24 protein-coding genes, 1 tRNA gene and 2 pseudogenes are annotated in these 22,302 nt (G+C 73.0%); 15 read left to right on the top strand and 12 right to left on the bottom strand.

Annotated features, from left to right (window positions below):
- Positions 1-3 precede the first annotated feature (3 nt).
- The 4 genes from ETAA1_RS03170 to ETAA1_RS03155 all read right to left on the bottom strand — a co-directional run bounded on the left by ETAA1_RS03170 (position 4) and on the right by ETAA1_RS03155 (position 3,984).
- Positions 4-1,332 (bottom strand): efflux RND transporter periplasmic adaptor subunit, encoded by a 1,329-nt coding sequence (locus tag ETAA1_RS03170; protein WP_145234242.1) that lies wholly within the window; start codon positions 1,330-1,332, stop codon positions 4-6.
- 53 nt (positions 1,333-1,385) lie between these two features.
- On the bottom strand, positions 1,386-1,733 hold the full coding sequence (locus tag ETAA1_RS03165; RefSeq protein ID WP_145234239.1) for a hypothetical protein: 348 nt from the start codon (positions 1,731-1,733) through the stop codon (positions 1,386-1,388).
- Between the two features lie 71 nt (positions 1,734-1,804).
- The gene (locus tag ETAA1_RS03160) at positions 1,805-2,851 is read right to left on the bottom strand and encodes an AI-2E family transporter (RefSeq protein WP_145234237.1); all 1,047 of its coding nucleotides are present in this window, start codon (positions 2,849-2,851) and stop codon (positions 1,805-1,807) included.
- 62 nt (positions 2,852-2,913) lie between these two features.
- Entirely contained in the window at positions 2,914-3,984 is a 1,071-nt protein-coding gene (locus tag ETAA1_RS03155) for a hypothetical protein (protein ID WP_145234235.1), read from the bottom strand.
- A 177-nt stretch (positions 3,985-4,161) separates the two neighbouring features.
- Between ETAA1_RS03155 and ETAA1_RS03150 the strand changes: the two genes are divergently transcribed.
- A tRNA-Ala gene (locus tag ETAA1_RS03150) sits at positions 4,162-4,234 on the top strand.
- 39 nt (positions 4,235-4,273) lie between these two features.
- Here the strand turns inward: ETAA1_RS03150 and ETAA1_RS03145 are convergent.
- Positions 4,274-4,534 carry a hypothetical protein gene (locus ETAA1_RS03145; RefSeq protein WP_145234233.1) on the bottom strand — a complete coding sequence of 87 codons (261 nt, stop codon included), beginning with the start codon at positions 4,532-4,534 and terminating at the stop codon, positions 4,274-4,276.
- Between the two features lie 122 nt (positions 4,535-4,656).
- Between ETAA1_RS03145 and ETAA1_RS03140 the strand changes: the two genes are divergently transcribed.
- Positions 4,657-5,892, top strand: a complete 1,236-nt coding sequence (locus ETAA1_RS03140) for an outer membrane protein assembly factor BamB family protein (RefSeq protein ID WP_202920627.1) — start codon at positions 4,657-4,659, stop codon at positions 5,890-5,892.
- Positions 5,893-5,894: 2 nt separating this feature from the next.
- Here ETAA1_RS03140 and ETAA1_RS03135 read toward each other — a convergent pair whose 3' ends face one another.
- The gene (locus ETAA1_RS03135) at positions 5,895-6,809 is read right to left on the bottom strand and encodes a WD40 repeat domain-containing protein (RefSeq protein WP_145244553.1); all 915 of its coding nucleotides are present in this window, start codon (positions 6,807-6,809) and stop codon (positions 5,895-5,897) included.
- Between the two features lie 393 nt (positions 6,810-7,202).
- Here ETAA1_RS03135 and ETAA1_RS03130 point away from each other — a divergent pair, with 393 nt between their 5' ends.
- From ETAA1_RS03130 to gcvPB, 8 genes and pseudogenes are all read left to right on the top strand, one after another.
- On the top strand, positions 7,203-7,463 hold the full coding sequence (locus ETAA1_RS03130; RefSeq protein WP_145234229.1) for a hypothetical protein: 261 nt from the start codon (positions 7,203-7,205) through the stop codon (positions 7,461-7,463).
- 59 nt (positions 7,464-7,522) lie between these two features.
- On the top strand, positions 7,523-8,035 hold the full coding sequence (locus tag ETAA1_RS03125) for a PRC-barrel domain-containing protein (protein WP_145234227.1): 513 nt from the start codon (positions 7,523-7,525) through the stop codon (positions 8,033-8,035).
- Between the two features lie 176 nt (positions 8,036-8,211).
- Entirely contained in the window at positions 8,212-9,291 is a 1,080-nt protein-coding gene (gene gcvT / locus ETAA1_RS03120; RefSeq protein ID WP_145234225.1) for a glycine cleavage system aminomethyltransferase GcvT, read from the top strand.
- The gene (locus ETAA1_RS03115; RefSeq protein ID WP_145234224.1) at positions 9,288-9,707 is read left to right on the top strand and encodes a glycine cleavage system protein H; all 420 of its coding nucleotides are present in this window, start codon (positions 9,288-9,290) and stop codon (positions 9,705-9,707) included. The genes gcvT and ETAA1_RS03115 overlap by 4 nt, the downstream gene beginning before the upstream one ends.
- Before the next feature lie 103 nt (positions 9,708-9,810).
- Entirely contained in the window at positions 9,811-11,172 is a 1,362-nt protein-coding gene (gene gcvPA, locus ETAA1_RS03110) for an aminomethyl-transferring glycine dehydrogenase subunit GcvPA (protein WP_145234222.1), read from the top strand.
- A 20-nt stretch (positions 11,173-11,192) separates the two neighbouring features.
- Positions 11,193-11,378: pseudogene (locus ETAA1_RS33725) on the top strand (DUF4058 family protein); the annotation flags it as partial.
- 82 nt (positions 11,379-11,460) lie between these two features.
- Positions 11,461-11,934, top strand: coding sequence for a DUF4058 family protein (locus ETAA1_RS03105; protein ID WP_202920626.1), 474 nt, complete (start codon positions 11,461-11,463; stop codon positions 11,932-11,934).
- An 85-nt stretch (positions 11,935-12,019) separates the two neighbouring features.
- Positions 12,020-13,483, top strand: a complete 1,464-nt coding sequence (gene gcvPB, locus ETAA1_RS03100; RefSeq protein ID WP_145234219.1) for an aminomethyl-transferring glycine dehydrogenase subunit GcvPB — start codon at positions 12,020-12,022, stop codon at positions 13,481-13,483.
- 43 nt (positions 13,484-13,526) lie between these two features.
- Here the strand turns inward: gcvPB and ETAA1_RS03095 are convergent, their stop codons facing one another.
- Positions 13,527-13,775, bottom strand: coding sequence for a hypothetical protein (locus ETAA1_RS03095; protein ID WP_145234217.1), 249 nt, complete (start codon positions 13,773-13,775; stop codon positions 13,527-13,529).
- Between the two features lie 231 nt (positions 13,776-14,006).
- On the opposite strand from ETAA1_RS03095, the gene ETAA1_RS03090 reads away from it, so the two are divergent.
- Positions 14,007-14,693, top strand: a complete 687-nt coding sequence (locus ETAA1_RS03090; protein ID WP_145234215.1) for a nucleotidyltransferase family protein — start codon at positions 14,007-14,009, stop codon at positions 14,691-14,693.
- A 31-nt stretch (positions 14,694-14,724) separates the two neighbouring features.
- On the opposite strand, the gene ETAA1_RS31420 is transcribed toward ETAA1_RS03090, so the two are convergent.
- Positions 14,725-17,370, bottom strand: coding sequence for an IS630 family transposase (locus tag ETAA1_RS31420; RefSeq protein ID WP_261342006.1), 2,646 nt, complete (start codon positions 17,368-17,370; stop codon positions 14,725-14,727).
- Between the two features lie 30 nt (positions 17,371-17,400).
- On the bottom strand, positions 17,401-17,604 hold the full coding sequence (locus ETAA1_RS03070) for a hypothetical protein (protein ID WP_145234214.1): 204 nt from the start codon (positions 17,602-17,604) through the stop codon (positions 17,401-17,403).
- Here ETAA1_RS03070 and ETAA1_RS33330 point away from each other — a divergent pair.
- The 3 genes from ETAA1_RS33330 to ETAA1_RS03060 are packed head-to-tail and all read left to right on the top strand — an operon-like array spanning position 17,594 to position 18,162.
- Positions 17,594-17,719 (top strand): hypothetical protein, encoded by a 126-nt coding sequence (locus tag ETAA1_RS33330; protein WP_261342005.1) that lies wholly within the window; start codon positions 17,594-17,596, stop codon positions 17,717-17,719. The genes ETAA1_RS03070 and ETAA1_RS33330 overlap by 11 nt on opposite strands.
- Positions 17,720-17,728: 9 nt before the next feature.
- The gene (locus tag ETAA1_RS03065; protein WP_145234212.1) at positions 17,729-17,992 is read left to right on the top strand and encodes a hypothetical protein; all 264 of its coding nucleotides are present in this window, start codon (positions 17,729-17,731) and stop codon (positions 17,990-17,992) included.
- Positions 17,977-18,162: a hypothetical protein gene (locus tag ETAA1_RS03060; RefSeq protein WP_145234210.1), complete on the top strand. Its 186-nt coding sequence runs from the start codon at positions 17,977-17,979 to the stop codon at positions 18,160-18,162. The genes ETAA1_RS03065 and ETAA1_RS03060 overlap by 16 nt, the downstream gene beginning before the upstream one ends.
- A 159-nt stretch (positions 18,163-18,321) precedes the next feature.
- Here ETAA1_RS03060 and ETAA1_RS33325 read toward each other — a convergent pair whose 3' ends face one another.
- The 3 genes and pseudogenes from ETAA1_RS33325 to ETAA1_RS03050 all read right to left on the bottom strand — a co-directional run bounded on the left by ETAA1_RS33325 (position 18,322) and on the right by ETAA1_RS03050 (position 20,709).
- A complete protein-coding gene (locus tag ETAA1_RS33325; RefSeq protein ID WP_261342022.1) occupies positions 18,322-18,720 on the bottom strand; it encodes an acetate--CoA ligase family protein in 399 nt (132 codons plus the stop codon).
- Positions 18,721-18,843: 123 nt separating this feature from the next.
- Positions 18,844-19,605, bottom strand: a pseudogene (locus tag ETAA1_RS33320) (GNAT family N-acetyltransferase); the annotation flags it as partial.
- Positions 19,606-19,617: 12 nt separating this feature from the next.
- Positions 19,618-20,709, bottom strand: a complete 1,092-nt coding sequence (locus ETAA1_RS03050; protein WP_145234206.1) for a GNAT family N-acetyltransferase — start codon at positions 20,707-20,709, stop codon at positions 19,618-19,620.
- A 304-nt stretch (positions 20,710-21,013) separates the two neighbouring features.
- Between ETAA1_RS03050 and ETAA1_RS03045 the strand changes: the two genes are divergently transcribed.
- Positions 21,014-22,291 carry an NAD(P)H-dependent oxidoreductase subunit E gene (locus tag ETAA1_RS03045; RefSeq protein ID WP_202920624.1) on the top strand — a complete coding sequence of 426 codons (1,278 nt, stop codon included), beginning with the start codon at positions 21,014-21,016 and terminating at the stop codon, positions 22,289-22,291.
- Positions 22,292-22,302: the final 11 nt, after the last annotated feature.

Here is a 22,302-nt window from a genome sequence, read left to right as displayed (position 1 = left end):
CAATCAGTGGTTCGCGTGGACACTGCCGTCGGCGTGGACGTGGTAGCCGGGCGGGGCGGCGCCGGTGCCGGCCTTCGCCATCCGGTTCAGCTGCGCCGCGCCCGACTGCGCCACCTGCGCCCCCGGCGACACGCTGCCGTCGTTGGCGAGCACCGCGTGCCGGCGGTCCTGGTACACCACGTGGACCGGCTTGCGGTCGAAGCTGTCGCCGTTGCGGCGGAACACGTACGCCTCGGCGCCCTCCCGGACCACGGCGTCCGCAGGCAGCGCGAACACGTCGTCCAGCTTCTCGACGCGCACCAGCACCCGCACCCGCTGCCCGGGGCGGAACCGCCACTCGTCCTTGCCGTCGCCGCGGGCCTGGTTGTCCAGCGGGAAGCGGAAGCGGAACGTACGACTCTCGGGGTCGATGGTGGCAGCCACGTACTCGACGCGGAACGTCTGGCCGTGCGACGGCCAGCCCTCGTCGCCGAAGTCCACCTCCACCGGCCACCCGCCCCGCGCCGCCCGGTCGATCAGCGGCGCCTCGTCGGGGAACGCCCGCCCCTCGACGGCGAGCAGCCGGTGGTCGGACAGCAGGCACAGCGTCTCGCCGCTCTGCACGAGCCGGCCGAGCTCGCCACGAATCTCCTGCACCTCCAGCTCGACGCCGGTCGCGTCGTGGGCCCGGCTCGGGGCCGTCACGCGCATCTCGGTGGCGAACGTACCGGCCGCGGCGGCGTCGATCTGCTCGGGCGTGAGGCCGCGGTTGAGCAGGTCGGCGCGGTACGCCCGCGCGGCGGCGGCGAGGCGCGTCAGCTGGTTGTCGATCTCGGTGAGCCGGGCCGGCGGCGCCACGCCGGACGAGGCGAGCGTGGCCCGCTGCGCCTTCGCCAGCTCGGCGTCCTGGGCGGCCTTGAACAGTTCCGTCTGCGTCAGGTGGATCGACTCGCTGAGCAGCTTCAGCGTGAACAGCACCTCGCCGGGCCGCACCGCCTCGCCGGCCGCCTTGTGGACCTTCGCCACCACGCCGGTCGCCGGCGCGATCACGCCGCGGTCGGTAACGCCGGGCCGGTCCACGACCATGCCGGGGAGCGTGGCCGTCTTCCAGAACGTGGTCGGCGTCAGCGGCGCGGTCGTGAGGCCGAGGTTCTTCTGCGCCTGCTCGGACAGCACGACGCGCCCCGTCGCCGCGGCCGGCGCGGCGGCGTGGTCGTCGGCGGGCGCGGCGGCGACGGGGAACAGGAGGGGCTGCCACCGCTCGCGGGTGTGTACGGCGGCCGCCGCGGCCCCGCCCAGAACTACGGCGGCGACGAGCGCGCGGGCGACGCCGCGGAACGAGAGTGCGGACACGGGTACGTGCTCCTACGCGGCCCGGGGGTTAACCAGCGGGGGGCCGGGAGCCGTTAGCAGACGAGCGCGCAGTGCGACAGGTAGAGCGGTGGCGCGGACGGCCACGCGGCCGAGGTTCGCGGCAGCGTCCCCACCACGACGGGCGCCGCGGCCGCGGCCGCGGCGACGACGGGTACGGACAGGGTGACGGGGTCGGGCGCCGAATCCGGGGCGCGGGGCGTCGCCGCGTCGGCGGTGGCGCCGGGGCAGTGGGGGCAGTCGCCGTCGTCGTGGTGGTCGTGGTGGTCGGCGTCCGGCGCGGGGAGGACGGCCGCCCACGCCCGGCAGGCGCACACGCCCGGCGGGTGGAGCAGGGGCACGCACCCCAGCAGCAGCAGGACTCGCACCACGGCCGCGAACACGGCATTCCCCGGAAGGCGGTGGACGTGGGGCAGTGTACCCGGTTCGCGGGTGGGGGTCAACGTGGCCGGCGCTACCCGCCCAGCAGCCGGGCCAGCGGCCGCGTCGTGTCGAAGTGCCCCATCACGATCACCGCCACCACTGTGAGCGGCACCGCCAGGAACATCCCCGGCACGCCCCACAGCAGCCCCCAGAACGCCAGCGAACCGAGGATCACCAGCGGGCTGAGGCCGACCGCCCGGCCGAGCAGCATCGGCTCCACCAGCATCGCGCTCGCCAAGTGGCACCCGAGCACCAGCACGGCCACGGCCACGGGCTGCCACCCGAGCGGCAGCCGCAGGAACGCGAACCCCACCGGCAGCAGGTACGCCACCACACTGCCGATGTAGGGGATGAAGTTGCACAGGAAGGTCAGCACCGCCCACAGCGGCGCGAACGGCACGCCGAACGCGGCCAGGATCAGCCCCACCGGCGCGGCGATGGCCAGGCTCGAAATCACCTTCGCCTTCAGGTAGCTGACGATCGCCGCGTTCACGTCGCCGGCCACCTTCAGGATGGAGTCGGCGCGCTCGGGCGGGTACGAGGCCCGCACCCGCTCCGGCAGTTGGGCCGCCTCGCCGAGCAGGAACAGCAGGTACAGCCCGATCACGACCGCATCCCCGACGATGCCCGCGGCCGCGGCCAGCATGGGGGCCACGACCCCGGCCACCTGCGCGGCGAGTTGCTCCTCGATCTGCTTGCCCCCTTCGGCCCGGTGGAGCCACGGCAGCCGGTCCTTCACCCAGTCGTCGCCGCCGTGGAGCAGGGCGACGGCCTGCTTCTGGAGCGCCGGCAGCTCCTCGGCGAGGCTGAGGGCGCTGGCGTACACGACCACCGCGATCCCGGCGACGACGAGGACGGCCGCCCCGCCGAGCAGCGCCAGCGACGCGGCGGCCGACATCTTGTGTCGGAGGCGGCTGTGGTACGGCAGGATGACGTAGGCGAGGATGACGGCGAACAGCAGCGGCCGGACGACGGGCCCGAGTTCGCGGAGGAGGAACCACCCGGCGGCGGCGGCGATGACGGCGGCGGCGGCGGTGCGCACGGCGGACGGGTCGCGCCACGGCGGCAGTTCGGTCACGGCGGCGGCTCCGGGGTCGGCCGCATCCTACCGCCGCGGGGCACGCGGGGCCAGAGGCGGGGTCAGCGATCCGTCCGCCGGCGGCGCCGGTACGCCACAAGCCCGACCACCCCGGCCCCGGCCACCACCACCGCGCCGGCGGCGACCGACCTCCACGGCCACGCCGGCGATTCAGTCCCCGACCGCACCCCGACCAGCTTCTTGTCGTCCGGCCCGGCCGGGGTGGTGAGGCCGTACCGGGCCTCCAGCCGGAAGTCGTCCGCGGTCGGGGCGTAGTCCTCGTAGCGGGTGAACTCCACTTCGTACTCCACCAGCGGCTCCCCCCCTTCGGGCCGGACGTGGCGGGCGAACCGCCGCGGCACCGGCCGGCCGTCGTGGCGCGGCTCGTACTCCAGCACGCACGTCTGCCGGTGCGGCCACGGCCGGGCCTCGGTGCCCGGGTGCTCGGCCTCCGACCCCAGGAACACGTGGGCGTGGGCCGGGTCGAAGTAGCTCGTCTGCCGGATCACGCCGTCGCCCCACTTCGGGTCCACGCCCCTCAGCGGGGTCAGCGTCGACGGGACGGCGAGCACCTCCCGGCCGAACTTCGCCTCCAACGTCGGCGGGCCGAGGGTCACGGCGTACGCGTAGTTGCTGCCGTCCGCCAGCAGGAATGTCAGGAGCTCGACGCTGCGGTGCCCGTCGAACGACGACGGCAGCAGGCCGGGGCCGTGGGTGGCGTGCGTGAGGTAGCGCTGGACGGAACTGGCCCGGCTGTTCAACTCGTCGATGGTGAACCGGTCCTGGTCCGGAACCACCCGGAAGTAGAAGTCCGGCGCCGAGTACGACCCGACGTTCACCTTCCGCGACGGGAGGCGGGATGCGGTGGTCGTGGCCCGCCGGCGCCCCGCGGCGTCGAGGACTTCTTCGGCGTCGAAGTCCGCCCCGAGCGTGGACGTGACCCGGCCGTCCTTCAGTTCCAGCGCGTAGATTCGTGCGGTGAAGGTGATCCGCTTGTTGTCGTGGTACAGCTGCTTCCGCGCGCCGGCGCTCGCCAGCACGGCGTCGAACGACACGGCGGGGTCGTCCCGGGCGCGAACCGGAGCGGGGAGGGTGAGTGTCGTCAGCACGAGGGCGGAGAGGCGGAGCGACATGGGCAGCCTCGGGCGGCGCGGGTCCGCAGGGGAATTCGCCGCGAACCTGCCGCGATTGACTTGACACACCCCGAATCGGAACTTAGGGTACGGATGTACACAAATTTTTCCCGCCCTCGTTGCCGGGCGGTATCCCCCTTGTCGGCGGGCCGGGGGTGGTACTAAGATGGGTGGCACGGGGCGGTAGCTCAGTTGGGAGAGCGCTGCAATCGCACTGCAGAGGTCGGGGGTTCAACTCCCCCTCGCTCCACTCGTGAACGCCGGGCCGCAAGGCCCGGCGTTTCGCGTTTCACGCCTCCGCCGGAGGCACCACCGCAGCAGCCTTCACCAGCTCATCCAGGTTGGTCGCGTACAGCTCGGTGAACCCGCACGCCCCGCACACGCACGCCCACAGCTCGCCGGTCACCCGGCCCTTGAACACCCAGGCGTCCGGCTTCGCGTCCACCGCCACCGACAGGTCGTGGGTCCGGTTCCCGTGCCCGTGGTCGAGCACCCGCACGCCCTGGATCACGACCGTACAGCCGCACTTCGGGCAGACGCCGTTCTTCATGCCGCACTCCCTGCCAGTGAGCCGGACCGGCGGCCATGCTACCGGAGCCGGCGCCGGCCCGCAAACGCTTTGACCCCGCCCGCGCGGCGGGGTACGCTCACACCAACTTCCGGAGCTCTCCCATGCGCCGCGTCGCCGTGCCCGCCGTGTTCCTCCTCGCCGCCACCGCAGCCGCCCAGGACTGGCCCGCGTTCCGCGGCGCCGACGGCTCCGGCACCAGCCCCACGGCCGCGCCGCTCACGTGGGGCGCCACCAAGAACGTCGTGTGGAAGACCGACCTGCCCGGCGCCGGCACGGCCACGCCGGTCGTCGTCGGCGACCGCGTCTTCGTCACCTGCTACTCCGGGTACGACGGCCGCGGCCCGAACCAGAGCGGGCTGAAGCTCCACGTCGTCGCGCTGGACCGCGGCACCGGCAAGCTGCTGTGGACCCGCGACGTGGCCCCGAAGCTGCCGGAGCAGGAGAACATCCGCGACGGCCACGGCTACGCCTCCGCCACGCCCGCCGCCGACGCCACCCGGCTGTACACGTTCTTCGGCAAGTCCGGCGTCGTCGCCTTCGACCACGGCGGCAAGGAATTGTGGCGCGCCGACGTGGGCTCGGGCCTGAACGGCTGGGGCTCGGCGGCGTCGGTCGTGCTCGCGGCCGGGAAGGTGGTCGTGAACGCCAGCGTCGAGAGTGACAGCCTGGTGTCACTGGACCCGGCTACCGGGAAGGAGGCGTGGCGGGTGCGGAACGTGAAGGAGTCGTGGAACACGCCGGTGCTGACGACGCACGCCGGCCGGCCGGAACTAGTGATGGCGTCGTTCGGCAAGCTGTTCGCGGTGGACCCGGCGAGCGGCCGGGAGTTGTGGAGCAGCGCCACCGACATCCCGTGGTACATGGTGCCGTCGGTGGTGGTGGGCGACGGCGTGGCGTACGCGCTGGGCGGCCGACCCGGCGGCGGGCTGGCGGTGAAGCTCGGCGGCACCGGCGACGTGACCCGGACGCACCGCCTGTGGACGAGCAAGAAGGGGACGAACGTGCCGAGCCCGGTGCTGCACGAGGGGCACCTGTACTGGATGCACGACAACCAGGGGATGGCCTTCTGCGCCGACGCGAAGACGGGCCGGGTGGTGTACGAGGAGCGGGTCGGCCGCGGCGACGGGGTGTACGGCTCGCCGGTGCTGGCGGGCGGGCGGATTTACTACCCCGGCCGCAGCGGCACGATGTACGTGGTGGCGGCGAAGCCGGCGTTCGAGCTGCTGGCCTCGAACACGTTCGGCGAGCGGGGGGACTTCCTCTCCAGCCCCGCGGTAGCCGGCGGTCGGCTGTACCTGCGGACGAACCGCTACGTGTGCTGCGTCGGGGAGAAGTGAGGTCAGACGTCCACGTCCCACACGACGACGCGGCCGCGGTCGGACCCCGCGGCTGCGAGGAGCCCGTCGGCGCTGACCGCCACGGAGCGCAGCCGGCCGACCTCCCACGCGAACCGCTTCACCCGCACCCACTCGTCGGTGTCCCACACGGTGACGGTGGCGTCGTTGCTGGTGGTGAACAGGTAGCGGCCCGACGGGTGGAACGCCGCCGCGGTGAAGTGCTGCCGCGTGTCGTTCTTCACCCGCGCCGGCTTCCCCAGGACGCGGGCGTCCCACACCACCAACACGCCGGCGTGAGGCACGACGATCTGCCGCCCCCCCGGCTGGTAGCACGGACCGTGTAGCTCCGCAAACGGGTACGTGCCTGCCCCGACCGGCTCGCCGGAGTCGGCGTCGAACACGAGCAACTGTTGCGCGGCCCCGGCGCCGAGGGTTTCGGCGGCGAAGAAGGCGACGCGGTCGCCGGCCGGGGACACCGCCGGGGGGCAGTAGGCGGGGCGGTCGTCCACGAACCACCTCCGTTCCCAACCATCGTCGGCTGCGTCCCAACAGATCAGCCGCGACCGCGGGCTCCAGAACTGAACGGTCGCCAGCCGGGTGCCCGCGGCCGACGAGTCAAAGAAAGGCACGGGGCGCGGGCCGTCCGGGTCGAACGGCCCGACCCCGAGGCGGCCCCCGGTCGCCGGGTCGAACCGGGTCCGGCCGTCGGTCGTCGTCGCGACGACCGCCCCGCCGGGCTCGAAGCCGATACGGAGCGCCCACCGGAACCCGTCCGGCCCGACGCGGGCGGCGCCGCCGCCGGCGAGGTCGTGGACGACGAACCCCTGGCGGTTCGTCCCGGCGGCGAGGTACCGGCCATCAGGCGAGAACGCTAGCGCCTGCACGTCTTTCACGTCGGTTGTGTCGAGTACCCGCATGCCGCCGTCGTAGCACGCCGGGGTTGCGGGTTCAACGTCGGACCCGCCCAGCGCCCAAACCCCGGCGCTTGCCCGGTCGATCGGACCGAACCTCGTATTCCGACCCGTTTGTCATTTTTTCCGACTTTGTTCTCGGAATCGTCCCGCGCGTCGTGTAATTTGGCGCTGTTGAAGCGCGGCCCCCCACCCGGTATCCCCTCTCCCACCGGGCGGGTTGCTCGCAGCCGCCGGTCCCGTCGCCCCGCACGGCTCCCGGAATCGTTTCGAGTTTCGAGTTCAAAGCTTCGTGTGGTCGGAGCACCCTCCGAGGTTCTGCCGCGCGGGTTGGTGCGTACCAACTCGAAGCTCGAAACCCCGCCGGAGCCGCCCTTCTGCCCCTTCTGGAGGTTGACCATGGCCCAGGCCGAACGCGACTCGCTGAAGGTGGACGTGCCCGTGGGATTCCTGCTCGCCGAGACGCAGGAACTGCTCGTGTCCGTGGACCGGCGGGACGCCGAACCGCTGGCCATCCGGCTCCGGCTCATCCCGGCCGCCGACCGACCCGACTTCGGCGCCGAGCCGGCCCGCTCCGCCAACGACACCCCCGCCCCGACCCGTAGGCTCCACCGCCTCCGTGCCGTCGTCGACGACCACGACCTCGGCGGGAGCGACTGAGCGGCACGCCGGATGCTCGGGGGTGGGGTGGTCGCCCGCAACCCGAGAGTGCTCGAATAATGACCCGTAACCTGTTCCGCACGCTGGCCGCCACCCTCGCCGCGGCCGGTGTCGCCACCGCCCAGCAGCCCGCCCCCGCCGTCCAGCCGGTACCCGTGCCGGTGCAGCCGGGCACGGCGGTGCAGCCCGCGCAGCCGGTGCAGCCCGCCGCGAACCTCGCGGCCTACCGGGCCAAGGACATCATCGGCACGAAGGTGGCCATCCAGAGCAACACGGCCGTCGGCACCGTGGACGACATCGTGTTCAGCGCCGGCGGCGACGTGGAGTACCTGATCGTCGCCGCCGCCGACGGCAAGCTGACGACCGTGCCGTGGGCCGCGGCCACGTTCAACCCGGCGCAGCGGACGGCCGTCGTGGACATCCCGGTGCAGCGGTGGCAGATGATGCCCACCTACACCGTCCAGGCGTACCCGCAGTTCTTCACCCCGACGTACCGGACCGAGGTGTACCGGGCCTACGGGCTGACCCCGGGCGAGTTCCGCCGCATCGAGCGCCGCATCGAGCGCCGGTAAGGCGGTACCCCGGCCGCGTGCGGCGGCGTGCCACGGTGCGAGGCCGCCAGCGGGTCGGACGGGTGGAAAAGTCGGACCGTTCGGCTAGGATACTCTCATCGCGGGGCGGCTCCCACCGGGGCCGCCCTGTGCCGTTCCGCCGGCCACCTCTCCCGCCGGCGGCGTGAGGGGTCCGCATGTCCAACCGCCGCACCGCCCTGTACGACCGCCACGTCGCGCTGAAGGCCCGCGTCGTCCCGTTCGCCGGCTGGGACATGCCCGTCCAGTACGCCGGCATCGCCGCCGAGCACAAGGCGGTCCGCACCGCCGCCGGCCTGTTCGACGTTTCCCACATGGCCCGCCTCAGCTTCGGCGGCCCGGACGCGCTGGCCCTGCTCGAGAAGGTGTTCACCAACTCCGTCGCCACGATGAAGGACGGCCAGGTCCGCTACGGCCTCGTGTGCAACGAGGCCGGTGGCATTCTCGACGACATCCTCGTCTACCGCTGGCCCTACGGCTTCGCCGCGGTCGTGAACGCCTCCAACCGCGCGAAGATTTGCGCGTGGCTGGAAGCGCACCGCGCGGGGCTGAGCGTCGAGATTCAGGACCAGACCGACGGCACGACAATGATCGCGTTGCAAGGCCCGCGGTCGGTCGAGATCGTGGCCGGGCTGTTCGACGCCGACGTGTCGGCGCTGAAGTATTACTTCGCCACCCCGACGCGCTACCAGGGGAAGGGCTGCGTCGTCAGCCGCACCGGCTACACCGGCGAGGACGGCTTCGAGGTGATGCTGCCGAACGCCCTCGGCCCGACGCTGTGGGACGAACTATTGGCCCGCGGCGCCGCCCCTTGCGGCCTCGGGGCGCGCGACACGCTGCGGCTCGAAGCCGCGATGCCGCTCTACGGCCACGAGTTGAACGAGCAGACCGACCCCATCCGCGCCGGCCTCGGCTGGGCGGTGAAGTTCGACAAGGGCGACTTCATCGGCCGCGACGCCTTGAAGCAGGTGTCCGGCCCGGTGCGCGTCGGGCTCGAACTCGAAGGCACCCGCGCCGCCCGCGAAGGCTGCCCGATTCTCGCGCCCGACGCGGCGCCGGTCGGCACCGTGACGAGCGGCAGCTTCGCCCCGTGGCTCGGCAAGTCGATCGCCATGGGGTACGTACCGCGCGAGCTGGCCGCCCCCGGCACCCGATTGCTGGTGGACGCCCGCGGCACGCATCTGCCGGCCGCCGTCGTCCCGCTCCCGTTCTACCGCCGCCCGAAGGAGACCGCATGAGCGCCGCGAACCCGACCGACCGCCGGTACACGACGAGCCACGAGTGGGCCAAGCCCGACGGCGACTTCGTGGTTGTGGGCATCACCGCGTTCGCGGTCGAGCAACTGACCGAGCCGACGTTCCTGGAGCTGCCGGCAGTGGGCAAGGAGCTGACGGGCGGCGCCGCGTTCGGCGTGATCGAGTCGGTGAAGAGCACGTCGGACGTGAACGCCCCCGTGGCCGGTGTGGTGGTGGAGCGGAACGAGGTGCTGCTCGACGACAAGGCGACGGGCCGCAAGGCCGACCTGAGCCCGGTGAACGACGACCCGTTTGGCCGCGGCTGGATGCTCAAGCTGCGCCCGGCCGCGGGCGGGAGCCTGGACCACCTGCTGACGGCCGAGCAGTACGACGCCCAGCTCGCGGCCGAAGGCCACTAACTGGAGGGCGAGCCGAGCGGCGTCAGCCGCCGGGTGCGTCCGCGCCGCCGATGAAGGTCGCAGACGGCGACCGAATCTCGTTCCCGCATCCCGGAGACCGTTCGTGCCGTACTTGCTGAACACCGACGCCGACCGCGCCGCCATGCTGGCGAAGATCGGGGCGACGTCGGTGGACGACCTGTTCGCCCCGATCCCGGCCGAGTTGCGCCTCACCCGCCCGCTCGACATCCCCGCCGCGCTCTGCGAGCAGGACCTCACCGCGCACATGCAGCGCCTCGCGGCGAAGAACCGGCCCGCCGGCGAGCTCGTGTGCTTCCTCGGCGGCGGCGCCTACGACCACTTCGTGCCGGCCGTCGTGGACGCGGTCGCCGGCCGCAGCGAGTTCTACACCGCGTACACGCCGTACCAGGCCGAGGCCAGCCAGGGCACGCTGCAGGCCGTGTTCGAGTACCAGACGCTGATGTGCCAGCTCACCGGGCTGGAGGTCGCCAACGCGTCGCTGTACGAGGCCGGGTCGGCCGTCGCCGAAGCCGTGCTGATGGCGCTCGGCGTCACCGGCCGCACCGGCGAGGTGCTCGTCGCCGGAAGCGTCCACCCACAGTACGTGCAGACGCTGCGGACGCTCACCGAGAACCTCCCGTGCCGCGTCCGCGTGCTCCCCACGCCGCACGGCTTCCTCGACCCCGACGACGTGGCGAAGGCCGTCACCGACAGCACGGTGTGCGTCATCCTCCAGAGCCCGAACGTGTTCGGCTGCCTCGAAGAGAGCGCGGCCGTGGGCGCCGCCGCGAAGAAGGGCGGGGCGGTGTTCGTCTCCGTGTTCGACCCGGTGTCCGTCGGTTTGCTCCGGCGGCCGGGCGACGACGGCGCCGACATCGCGGTGGCCGAAGGCCAGGGGCTCGGCGTGCCGCTCGGGTTCGGCGGGCCGTACCTCGGCATCCTCGCGTGCCGCGGCGACACCGAGTACCTGCGGAAGATTCCCGGCCGGCTCGTCGGCCAGACGACCGACCGCAACGGCAAGCGCTGCTGGGTGCTGACGCTGCAGACGCGCGAGCAGCACATCCGGCGCGAGAAGGCCACGAGCAACATCTGCACGAACCAGGGGCTGCTGGCGCTCCGCGCCGCGGTCCACCTGACGGCGCTGGGTCCGACGGGGTTGCGGGAAACGGCCGAGCTGTGCCTGCGGAAGGCGCACTACGCCGCGGCGGAGCTGGCGAAGGTGGGCGGGGTGCGGCTGGCGTTCGACCGGCCGTTCGTGAAGGAGTTCACGGTGCGGCTGGCGGCCGACGTGCCGGCGGTGCTGGCGGGCCTGCGCGAGTCCGGGTTCCTGGCCGGGCTGCCGCTCGGCGACTGGTACCCGGACCTACCCGACGCCGTGGCCGTGGCCGTGACCGAGAAGCGGACGAAGGCCGAGATCGACGCCCTGGCCGCGGCGCTGCGCGAGCAGCTGGCGAAGACCGCCTGACCCGGAGGGGAGGAGAAGCGATGCCGTCCCCGTTCCCCGGCATGGACCCGTGGCTGGAACGCCCGGCCGTCTACCCCGGGTTCCATGAAGCGTTCGTGGTCTACCTGCGGTCCGCCCTCGCCGCCGTGCTCCCGCCGGAGTTCGCCGTCAACGGCCAGTCGCGGGTGTACGTCGACGAGGAACAGCGGCGGGTGCGGGCACCCGACCTCGGGGTACTCGGGCCGCCGGTCCAGGGGGGCGGAGTCGCCTCCGCCGCGCTGTCACGGGTCGGCATGCTCGCCGCGGGCGGTGGAACGCACCCCGGACCCGATCACCGAGGCGTACCTGGAAGTCCTCACCACCGAGGACGAGCAGTTGGTGACCGCCGTCGAGGTGCTGAGCCCGTCGAACAAGGTGCCGGGCGCGGGTCGGAGGGAGTACCTGAAGAAGCGGAAGGAGTGCCGGACTGGCGGCGTGCATCTGGTAGAGATCGACCTCGTCCGGGGCGGGCGGCACACTACCGCGGTACCCGAGGGCCGCCTCCGCCGGCTCGCCCCGGGAGGGTTCGACTACCACGCCTGCGTCACCCTTGAAGCGGACGAGCGGCAGTACTTTGTGGCCCCGTTCCCGCTCGCCGCCCGGCTGCCGACCATCGGCGTGCCGCTGACGCTCGACCGGGAGCCGGTGGCGGTGGAGTTGCAGCCGGTGTTCGACCGCTGCTACGACGAGGGCGGATTCGCCCGGCTGGTGAAGTACGGGCACCGCGCCCCGACCCGCCGCTGACGGCCGAGCAGAAGGCGTGGGCGGACGCGATCCTGAAGGAGAAGGGGCTGCTGCCGTAACCGGGCGATTGCCTGAACAGGAACCCATGAACAACACCCAGTCCACCGAGCTCGTGTTCGAGCTGTCCCGGCCCGGACGCCGCGGGCACCGCGTCCCCCCGTGCGACGTGCCCGCTGACACCCCGCTGTCATCGCTCGTCCCCGACCGGTTCCTCGCCGCGGAGCCGCCGCCGCTGCCCGAAGTCGCCGAGATCGACCTGATCCGCCACTTCACCAACCTGTCCACGCGGAACATGTGCATCGACACCCAGTTCTACCCGCTGGGCTCGTGCACCATGAAGTACAACCCGAAGCGGCACGAGCGGCTCGCGGCGCTGCCGGGGTTCGCCGACCTCCACCCCCTCCAGCCCGACGACACCGTTCAGGGGATGCTCGAACTCCTCTACGAGATGCAGCAGTTCCTCGCCGAGATCAGCGGCCTGCCGGCCGTGTCGCTCCAGCCCGCGGCCGGGGCGCAGGGCGAACTCACGGCGCTGCTCGTCGCCGCCGCGTACTTCCGCGACAAGGGGCAGACGCACCGCCGCAAGGTGCTCGTCCCCGACTCGGCGCACGGCACCAACCCGGCGTCGGCGCAACTCGCCGGGTTCGACACCGTCACCGTCAAGAGCAACGCCAAGGGGCTGGTGGACCTGGAGGAATTGAAGGCGAAGCTCGGCGCCGACACCGCGGTGTTCATGATCACGAACCCGAACACGCTCGGGCTGTTCGAGGTGCAGATTCGCCAGATCACGGACCTGGTCCACGCGGCCGGCGGGCTGGTGTACCTCGACGGCGCGAACATGAACGCCATCCTCGGCATCACCCGGCCGGGCGACTTCGGCGCCGACATGCAGCACTACAACGTGCACAAGACGTTCACCGGCCCGCACGGCGGCGGCGGCCCCGGCAGCGGCCCCATCGCCGTCCGCGACTTCCTCGCCCCGTACCTCCCGGCGCCCGTCGTGGTGAGGGACGGCGACACGTTCCGCCTGAGCGACACGCGCGACAAGACCATCGGCCGGGTGCGGTCGTTCTTCGGGAACGTCGGCATCCTGTTCCGCGGGTACTGCTACATCCGCACGCTCGGCCCGGACGGGCTGAAGGCGTGCAGCGAGACGGCGGTGCTGAACGCCAACTACCTGCGGGCGCGAGTCAGCGAGGCGTTCGACGTGCCGCACCCGGGGCCGTGCATGCACGAGTTCGTGGCCAGCGGCCGGTCGCTCCTGCGCGAGCGGAAGGTGCGGGCGATGGACGTGTGCAAGCGGCTGCTCGACTACGGGTTCCACGCCCCGACGGTGTACTTCCCGCTCGTCGTGCCCGAGGCGCTGATGATGGAGCCGACGGAGACCGAGAGCAAGGAGACGCTCGACGCGTTCGCCGACGTGCTGCTGACGATCAAGGGCGAGGACGCGGAGTTGCTGAAGACGGCGCCGCACACGCACGTGGTGAGCCGGCCGGACGAGGTGAAGGCGGCGAAGGAGCCGGTGCTGCGGTGGCGCGCGCCGGTGTGAACGAGCGAAGCCCGGGGACGGCCGTCCCCGGGCTTCGCTCAACTCACGACTTCGGCATCGGCATCGGCAGCGTGCCGGGGGCCGACTTGGTCGGGCTGTTCGCCGGCGGGATGCTCGGCGGGGTCGTGGTCGGCATCCCGGGGGCCGGGGCCGTCGGGTACGGCGGGGTCGGGCCGGTGATCACGGCGTCGCCCGGGTGGGCGCCGCAGTCGCACTTCCCGCCCACGTGCTTGCAGCCGAACCCGGCGGCCAGCACCCCCACGACGGCGGTCATCAGTACTCGGCGGGTCATGACGGGTCCATCCGTGGTTCGGGCTACCAATACCCGGCCCGCCGGCGCGACCGGGGCCGCGAAGCCCCCGCGCCGGCGGGCCGGCGCCGGCCGGGGCTCGGCTCCTGCCACGCCCCGCCCGACGCCGGTTGTATCGGCCGCCGAGGTCGCCACGGTTCACCCGAACCCGCCGCCCCCGCCGATTTCCCCCGATACACTGCCCGGAGCGGATTCACGGGTTACGAGGGCCGAATGGACGCGATCATCCTGGCCGCCGGCAAAGGCACCCGCCTCCGCCCGCACACCAACGACGTGCCCAAGCCGCTGCTGCCGGTGCAGGGCCGCCCCATCCTCGACTGGATCATCGCCGCGCTGCCGCCGGTCGACCGGCTCGTCGTGGTCGTGAACTACCTCGCGGAGCAGCTCGAGGAGTACCTGAAGGGGCAGCCGCACGTCCGCGACTGGGTGACGGTGCGGCAGGCGGTGCCGCGCGGCACCGGCGACGCGCTGATGAGTTGCCGCGGGGCGGTGCGCTCCGACCGGGTGATGGTGCTCAACGGCGACGACCTGATGGGCCGCGCCGACCTGGCGCGGCTGGCGGCGGTGCCGATGGGCATCCTGGCCCGGCCGGTGGACACGCCGAAGGACTACGGCATCATCTTCCGCCACGCGGACGGCTCCCTGAAGGAGCTGATCGAGAAGCCGGACCTGCCGGGGCCGCAACTGGCGAACATCGGGGCGTACCTGTTCCCGCGCTCGGTGTTCGACCTGACGCTGACCGAATCCGTGCGCGGCGAGTACGAGATCACCGAGGCGGTGTCGCTGCTGGCGGCACGCGGCCGGTTCGAGGTCGTCGAGGCGGGCTACTGGCTGCCGATCGGCAACGTGCCGCAGTGGGAGGCGGCGCAGACCGCGGACCTGGGGCCGGCCCGCGGCTAAACGCGTTCGCCCACCAGCCGCTGTCGTCGCGTCAGCTGACCGAGACGAGCTTGATCTCGAACACGAGGTCGGCGTCCGCGGGGATGCTGCTCGAGCCGCCCGACCCGTACCCGAGCGCGGCCGGGATGTAGAGCCGGCGGATGCCGCCCTCCTGCATCCCGACCAGCCCCTCCTGCCAGCCCGCGATCAGGTTGCTCAGCGCGAACGACGCCGCCGAGGCGGCGGTCCGGTTCGAGTCGAACTCGGTGCCGTCGCTTGCGAGCCAGCCCGTGTAGTACACCTCGACGGTCGAGCCCGCCGCGACCGCGTCATCTGTCCCGACCTGCGCGTCCCAGATTTTCAGTCCGTCGGCCTGCGTCTGCCACTCCGCCGCGTTCACGTCCGGCATGGTCTCCACCAGGCCCGAGGCGTCGGTGGAGGTGTACGCGTACGTGCGGCTGACGGCGGCGGCGGCCGCGTTGACGTTCCCGGCGGCGTCCGTCGCCACGCCCGCGGCCAAGCCCACCGTCACGAGGCCGGCGGCGCCCGGGTAGATGGAGAAGGTGTAGGTGCTGGCGCTCACCGCCGTGAAGTTGAACACGATCCCGTTCGTGGCCGTCAGGTCGTACTCGTCGAACCCGGTCACGCCCTCGTCGAACGTCACGGAGAACGGGATCGACGTGCTGCTGGTCGGGTCACTCGCGCTGGAACTGACGAGCGGCGACGGGCCGGTGGTGTCATAGACGGCGCTGCCCAGGGCGTCGGCGGCGGTCGGGTTTCCGGCGGCGTCCGCGGCGCTCCCGGCCAGGACCGTCAGGGTCACGGTGCCGTCCGCGGCAGAGGTGACCGTTGCCGTGAAAGATCGCCCGTCCCCCGGCGTCAGGGCGTCGAGCGTGCCGTTGGTGACGGCGACGCCGGACGCGTCGAAGCCGGTCACGCCCTCGCTGAACGTGATCGTGAAGGTGAGCGAGCCGGTGTTCGTCGGCCCGGCCGCGGTCGGCGCGGTACGGTCGGACGTGACCGCGACCGGCTGCGCCGCTGCCGTCGGCCCGCCGCCCGCGTCGGTCGCGGCGCCGGCGGCGACCGTGACGCTCACCACGCCGTCCGCGGTCGGGGTGATGTCGGCGGTGTACGTCCGGCCGTCGAGCGCCGTGAAGTTCGTGACCGTGCCGTTCGTAACCGTCACGTCGGAGGCATCGAACCCGGTCACGTCGCCGCTGAACGTGACCGTGACCGGGACGGTCGCGGCGTTCGTCGGGCTGACGGCGGTGGTGGCGACCGGGACGGCCGTGACCGGGCCGGAGAAGGTTCGCATCAGGGCGCCTGAGGTCAGACTGGTGTACCCGGCGGCGTCCGCGGCCGCGCCGCCGTTGACCAGCACGCTCACGGTCCCGCCGCCGTCGGGGACGAGGTCGAACGTGTACGTCTGCGCGTCCACCGCCGTGAAGTTGATGGCCGCGGCGTTCGTGAGCACGAGGTCGCCGGCCTCGAACCCGGTGACAGGCTTGCTGAAGGTCACCGTCACCGGGATCGGGTTCGTCGTCGCCGGGTCGGGCGCGGTCGTGGTCACGGTCGCCGTCGGGGCGGTCGCGTCGATCACCAGGCCGCCGGCGGCGGTCGCCGACGACGTGTTCCCGGCCGCGTCCGTCGCGGTGGCGGTGACGTCGTAAGCAGCCGGCCGTAGTTGTTTCCCAGGTTCTGGGCGGAGCTTTTGGGCATATGAGTTGAAGCCCTGCTCGACGGCCGCCCGCAGATCGGACCGGGTGGCGTAACTGCGGGTCGGGATCTCGTGGTGCTTGACCTGCTTGAACACGGCCTCGATCCGGTTCAACTCGGGGCTGTACGCCGGCAGGTAGTACAGGTAGACCCCCGACTTCGCCAGCTCGGGCCGGGCGGCCTTGACCACCTTGCTGGTGTGGATCGGGGCGTTGTCCAGAACCACCACCCGGGGTCGCCCGACCGCGGGCCTCCCCCGCAGGTAGGCCACGAGGTCGTCCGACGTGAGCGTCCGCTCGAACGGCACGGCATCCAAGCGGGGGGCCGGGCCGAGCGGCTCGTAGGTGGCCAGGACGTTGACCCGCCGACCTTGGGGGTACTCGTACCGGACCCGCTTCCGCTGGCCCGGCAGGCACCACGAGTACCCACCGGGCAGCGACGGGGCGAACCCGCACTGGTCGAGATAGTCCAGGACCAGCCGGCCCTCCCGGGCCTTCCGTTGCAGGCCGCCCAGGACGGCCGCCGCCCGGGCGACCTTGGGCCGGTTCTGCTTGTGCTCCAGGGTCGAGGCCGTCCGCCGGTACCCGGCCCGCAGTCGGGCGAGGTACCGACGGACCTGACGGGCACGGAGCCGGATCCCGTTGGGGCGGAGGGCGTCGGCCAGTTGGGCCGCCGTCCACGTCCGGTCCTGGCCGAGCAGGTCGGTCAGCCGGGCGGCCACCTGATCCCGGCGGGCGTAGTTGGGGGCCGGCCCGGGCTTGCCGGGGTAGAGGGCCGGCACCCCCCGGGCGTTGAACCCGTGGATCACGGCCCGGGCGGTCTGCGGGTCACACCCGAGGTGCCGGGCGATCCGGGGCGGGGACCACCCGGCGTCGGACAGCAGGACCATCTCCAGCCGATCCCGTACCCGGGGCGGGAGGGGGTCCCGCCGGAGAGCCTGCAACTCGGACTGCGTCGCAACGGTGAGGTGAACGCGGATCATGAAACATGGTACGCAATCGGGGCCAACTGCTTAGGTGCCGTCGGCCAGCGCCGTCGTGAGGGCGGCGGTCCAGGTCGTGCCGGAGACGGTCGCCGTCACCGTCTGGCCGCCGGCGGTAACGCTCACGGTCGCCGTCGAGTCGTCCACCGTTCCGGTGAGCGTCGGCAGGCTGGTCTTGGCGACGAGCGACGAGACGGTGACGACCGGCGCCGTCGCGTCATACGTGACCGACACCGCCGCCGAGGCGACGTTCGCATACCGGCACCGGGTGATGTGGGTGTACTTCAACGTGCCCGAGATCCGGTACTACGAGTACCGGTCCAGTGCGAGCCCCATCGAGGCCCGGTAGATCGAGCTCGTGCTGGCCAACGGGCGCAAGTTCCCGCACCCGACCCAGCTCCTCACGATCACCGGCAAGTCCGACCCGCAGGCCGAGAACATCCCGTTCCGCGCCGACTTCCCGAACCCGGACGGGCTCATCCGCCACGGTCTGACCGGCACTGTGCAGGTCCACCGCCGCCTCGCCGGCGCCGTCGTCATCCCCCAGCGGGCGACGACGAGATCCTCGACAAGCGGTACGTCTACGTGGTGGACGCCGAGGGCGTGGTGCACCAGCGCATGATCCGCGTCCCGCACGAGTTGGAGGACGTGTACGTGGTCGGGCCGGGCCTCGGGCCGGACGATCGGATCGTGGTCGAGGGCGTCCGCGAGGTCCACGACGGCGAGAAGGTGAATGTCGAGTTCAAGCCGGCCGACCTGGTCCTCGGGACGCAGAAGTTCCACGCCGAGTAGCCGAGTGAGTGACGACTGAGGAATCTTCGTCATTCGTCCGTCCCCCCCCCACCCGCACGGGACTCCACCGGACTTCATGTTCACGAACATCCTCCACCGGCCGGCCCTGGACATGGTGATCTCCATCCTCCTGTTTTTTCCTGGGGGTGCTGGGGTACGTCACGCTGCCGCGGTCGCTGTTCCCGTCCGTCGCCCCGCCGACGGTCGAGGTGGCCGTCGAGCCCGGGGCGCTGCCGCAGCCGCAGCCGGTGCCGCCCGCGCCGGGAGCCGCACCGCCTCCGCGTCGGCGAGACCGAGCCGGACGCCGCCGACGTCGGTCTTGTGAACGAGTTGCCGGGAGGCGAGCTTCACCGCGACCGGGAACCCGAACCGCGCCGCCGCCTCGGCCGCCTCGTCGGCGGTGCGCGCCACGTGGCCCGGCACGAGCGGCAGCCGGACCGCCGACAGCACGGTCCGGGTGTCGTCGGCCGAGAGCCAGCCCGCGCCGTGGGCGGCCAGGGCGCGGCGGCAGGCGTCGCGGGCGGCCGCGCAATCGAGGTCGTCGAAGTCGGGGAGCACGCCTTCCGGCGCGGCACGCCAGGCGGCGTAGGCGGCCGCCTTCCCGAGCACACGGCCCGCGGTCTCGGGGAACGGGAAGCACGGGATGCGGCCGCCGGGGCCGTCCAGGTGGGTGCGGTGCTCGGCCCCGCCCAGCAGGCAAGCGACCACCGGAACCTCGGCGCCGTTCGCCCGCGTGACCTCGGCCGCCACGGCCGGACCGACCTCGCCGGGATCGACCAGCCCGACGGGCGTGAAGATCGCGACCAGCGCGTCTACCTCGCCCGAGTCGAGCAGCAGCCGGACGGCCCGGCGGAACGATTCGGCCCCGGCGCTCGCGAGTAGATCGACCGGGTTTGCGACGCTCGCCGCGGCCGGGCAGGCCTCCGCGAGCGCGGCCCGCAGGCCCGGAGAGAGTTCGGGCACGGTCAGCCCGGCGGCCTCGCAGGCGTCGGCGCACAGGACGCCGGGGCCGCCGGCGTTCGTCACGATCCCGACCCGCCGGCCGCGCGGGAGCGGCTGGCCGTCGAGCACGAGCGCCAGGTCGAACAGTTCCTCCAGCGCGTCGGCACGAACCAGGCCGGCCTGGCGGAACAGGGCGTCGGCGGTGGCGGCGGTTGTGGCCAGGGCCGCCGTGTGCGACCGGGCGGCGCGCCCGCCGGCGCGACTGAGCCCGCTGTGGAGCACCACCACCGGCTTCCGCCGCCCCACCCGGCGGGCGATGCGGGCGAACCGCCGCGGGTTGCCGAGCGACTCCAGGTACAGCAGAATCACGCCGGTCGCCGGGTCGTCCTCCCAGTACTGGAGCAGGTCGTTGCCGGAGACGTCGGCCTTGTTCCCCACGCTCACGAAGGTCGAGAACCCCAACCCGTACCGGCCGGCGGCGGCCAGGGCCGCGAGCCCGACCGCCCCGCTCTGCTACAACATGGCGACCCGCCCGGGCGGCGGAAACACCGGCGAGAAGGAGGCGTTCAGGCGCACCGCCGGGTCGGCGTTGAGGACGCCCAGGCAGTTCGGCCCGACCACCCGCATCCCGTACCCGCGGGCCTGCTCGACCAGCGCCCGCTGGCGGGCGGCGCCGTCCGGGCCGGCGTCGGCGAACCCCGCCGAGAGGACGACCAGAGCCCGCACCCCGCGGGCGGCGCAGTCGTCCACGACACCCCGGACGGCGGCGGCCGGCACGGCGATCACGGCCAGCTCGACCGGGCCGGGCAGGTCGCGCACCGACGGGTACGCCCGGACGCCGCCGACCTCGGTCGCCCGCGGGTTCACCGGGCAGACCGGCCCGCCGAACCCGGCCGCGAGTAGCTCGTCGAAGACGCGCCGGCCGACGGCCGCCGGGTCGCGCGACGCGCCGACCACGGCGACGGCGGTCGGGCGGAAGAACGGCCGCAGCGAGGCGACCGTGGCCACCCGGTCGCGCGCCTCCAGCCGCCCGACGCTCGCCGCGGTGGGGACGACACCCAACTCCACCTCGACCTCGCCGCGCCCCGGCCGCTCCCGCACCTCGAACCCGGACGCGCGGAACACGTCGAGCATGGGCCGGTTGTCGCCCGACGTGACGGCCCAGAAGCGGGTGAACCCGTTCCGCGCGGCCAGGAGGGCCAGCCGCTCCAGCAGCAGCGTCCCGAGCCCGTGTCCCCGCAGGGCGTCTCCCACGGTGAGGGCGACCTCCGCCTCCCCCGGACCGCGCGCCAGGTACGAGCCCGTCGCGACGACCCGCGTCGCGCCGTCCTGCACCCGGGTCACGACCAGGGTGAGCGCGGTCCGGGGGTCGTCGCCGTCGGACAGGCGGCCGATCAGGTCCGGCCCCGGCGGTGCGACCGACAAGAACCGCCGGTACCGGGACTCCGCGGAGAGGTGGCGGAAGAAGGTGTCGAGCGCGGGGCCGTCGTCCGGCCGGGCGAGGCGGACGTGGGCCGTCGTGCCGTCGCGGAGGACCAGCCGCCCGGACTCGGCCGCGTCCTGGTACGGGGGCGGCAGGAAGCGTGGACGGACTGTACCGGGCATCGTCGCTCCCGTGGCTGGTGAGACGCCGCGTTGGCCAGGTGCTGCCGACCGGGAAAGCAGCCGTCATGCCAACGCCTGTAGACTAGAGGGCGTCGTCGAACCAGACGCAACCCGTTCCCACCGGTGTCAGACCGCTCCGCAGCGGTGCTCCAGGAGGGCGCGGCCAGGCTCACGGTGTGTCGGGATGGCACACCCCGATCACGAGGCGGGCAGACCGGCGCCGCGGACGCCGCGACGGCGGTCTCGCCCCGGCTGCGGCATCACGTTTGCGAACCGCCTGCGCATCCCGTCCTGGTGGCTCTCGATGCAACCCACCCCGTACCGAGTGACGCGAACCGACCCCGTCGTCGAGGCGGCCGTGGCGCGGCACGGGGCGTCGCCGTTGGCGACGCTACCCGTCCTCCGCGATATCCAGGGCAACACGGGCCGGCCGTTGGACCGGGCCACCCTCGGGGCGGCGGCCGACGCCCTGGGGGTGAGCGACGCCCAGGTCTACGGCGCAGTCTCGTTCTACTCGCTACTCGCGGTCGCGCCGCACGCGGTTCGCGTCTGCGACGGCCCGGTCTGCATGGCGCGGGGCGGCGCGGCGACGCATGCGGCGGTGCAGTCGGCGGCGGCGGGCGGCGAGCGGGCCGTCGAGCGGTGCAGCTGCCTCGGGCTGTGCGACCGCGCGCCGGCCGCGCTCGTCGGACTCGAACCCTGCGGGCCGGTCGCGGCGGAGAACGCCGCGGCCGCGCTCGCCGGGCCGACCGGCCCGATGCCGGATTACTCGGTCCCGCGGCCCGGCGAGGTGCGGGTTGCGATGGAGCGTGTCGGCCGCATCGACCCCGACTCGATCGACGACGCGCTCGCGGCAGGGGCGTACCAGGCCCTCGCACAGGCACTCGACGGCACGCCGGAACAGGTGCTCGATGCCGTGGACCGGGCGGGGCTGCGCGGGTGCGGGGGGGCCGGCTTCCCCGCCGGCCGCAAGTGGCGGATGGTCGCCGCCGCGCCCGGCCCGCGGAAGTGTGTCGTGTGTAGCGCCGACGAGTCCGAGCCGGCCACGTTCAAGGACCGCGTCCTGATGGACGCCGACCCGCACCGGCTCCTCGAAGGGATGGCGCTCGCCGCCTACGCGGTCGGCGCCGACGAGGGTATCGTGTACGTCCGCGGCGAGTACGAGTGGGTCGCCCGGCGGCTCGAGCGCGCGGTCGCCCAGGCCGCCGCGCGCGGCTGGCTGGGGGACGACATCGGCCGCCGCGGGTTCACGTTCCGCGTGCGTGTCCACCGCGGCGCGGGGGCGTACGTGTGCGGCGAGGAGACGGCGCTGCTCGAATCCCTGGAGGGGAAGCGCGGCGAGCCGCGGTCGCGCCCGCCGTACCCGACCACCCACGGCTACCTCGGCCGGCCGACGCTGGTCAACAACGTCGAGACGCTGTGCCACGTCCCGGCGATTCTCGCGCACGGCCTGGAGCGGTTCCGGTCGGTCGGCACGCCGCACAGCCCGGGTACCAAGGTCTTCTGCCTCACCGGCTGCGTGAACCGACCGGGCGTGGTCGAGGCGCCGCTCGGGGTCACGCTCCGGCAACTCGTCGAGTAGTTCGGCGGCGG

Source organism: Urbifossiella limnaea, assembly GCF_007747215.1.
Lineage (GTDB): Bacteria > Planctomycetota > Planctomycetia > Gemmatales > Gemmataceae > Urbifossiella > Urbifossiella limnaea.
Note: the sequence above shows the minus strand (reverse complement) of the source record. Positions and strands in the feature narration are given on the sequence as shown.

Bases quoted from the DNA above. Each gene is read 5' to 3' on its own strand.
- gcvT (WP_145234225.1), top strand. From the start codon at position 8,212: ATGTCCAACCGCCGCACCGCCCTGTACGACCGCCACGTCGCGCTGAAG.
- ETAA1_RS31420 (WP_261342006.1), bottom strand. From the start codon at position 17,370: ATGATCCGCGTTCACCTCACCGTTGCGACGCAGTCCGAGTTGCAGGCT.
- ETAA1_RS03050 (WP_145234206.1), bottom strand. From the start codon at position 20,709: ATGCCCGGTACAGTCCGTCCACGCTTCCTGCCGCCCCCGTACCAGGAC.
- ETAA1_RS03145 (WP_145234233.1), bottom strand. From the start codon at position 4,534: ATGAAGAACGGCGTCTGCCCGAAGTGCGGCTGTACGGTCGTGATCCAG.
- ETAA1_RS03045 (WP_202920624.1), top strand. From the start codon at position 21,014: ATGCAACCCACCCCGTACCGAGTGACGCGAACCGACCCCGTCGTCGAG.
- ETAA1_RS03155 (WP_145234235.1), bottom strand. From the start codon at position 3,984: ATGTCGCTCCGCCTCTCCGCCCTCGTGCTGACGACACTCACCCTCCCC.
- ETAA1_RS03140 (WP_202920627.1), top strand. From the start codon at position 4,657: ATGCGCCGCGTCGCCGTGCCCGCCGTGTTCCTCCTCGCCGCCACCGCA.
- ETAA1_RS03125 (WP_145234227.1), top strand. From the start codon at position 7,523: ATGACCCGTAACCTGTTCCGCACGCTGGCCGCCACCCTCGCCGCGGCC.
- ETAA1_RS03090 (WP_145234215.1), top strand. From the start codon at position 14,007: ATGGACGCGATCATCCTGGCCGCCGGCAAAGGCACCCGCCTCCGCCCG.
- ETAA1_RS03135 (WP_145244553.1), bottom strand. From the start codon at position 6,809: ATGCGGGTACTCGACACAACCGACGTGAAAGACGTGCAGGCGCTAGCG.
- ETAA1_RS03130 (WP_145234229.1), top strand. From the start codon at position 7,203: ATGGCCCAGGCCGAACGCGACTCGCTGAAGGTGGACGTGCCCGTGGGA.
- ETAA1_RS03095 (WP_145234217.1), bottom strand. From the start codon at position 13,775: ATGACCCGCCGAGTACTGATGACCGCCGTCGTGGGGGTGCTGGCCGCC.
- gcvPB (WP_145234219.1), top strand. From the start codon at position 12,020: ATGAACAACACCCAGTCCACCGAGCTCGTGTTCGAGCTGTCCCGGCCC.
- ETAA1_RS03115 (WP_145234224.1), top strand. From the start codon at position 9,288: ATGAGCGCCGCGAACCCGACCGACCGCCGGTACACGACGAGCCACGAG.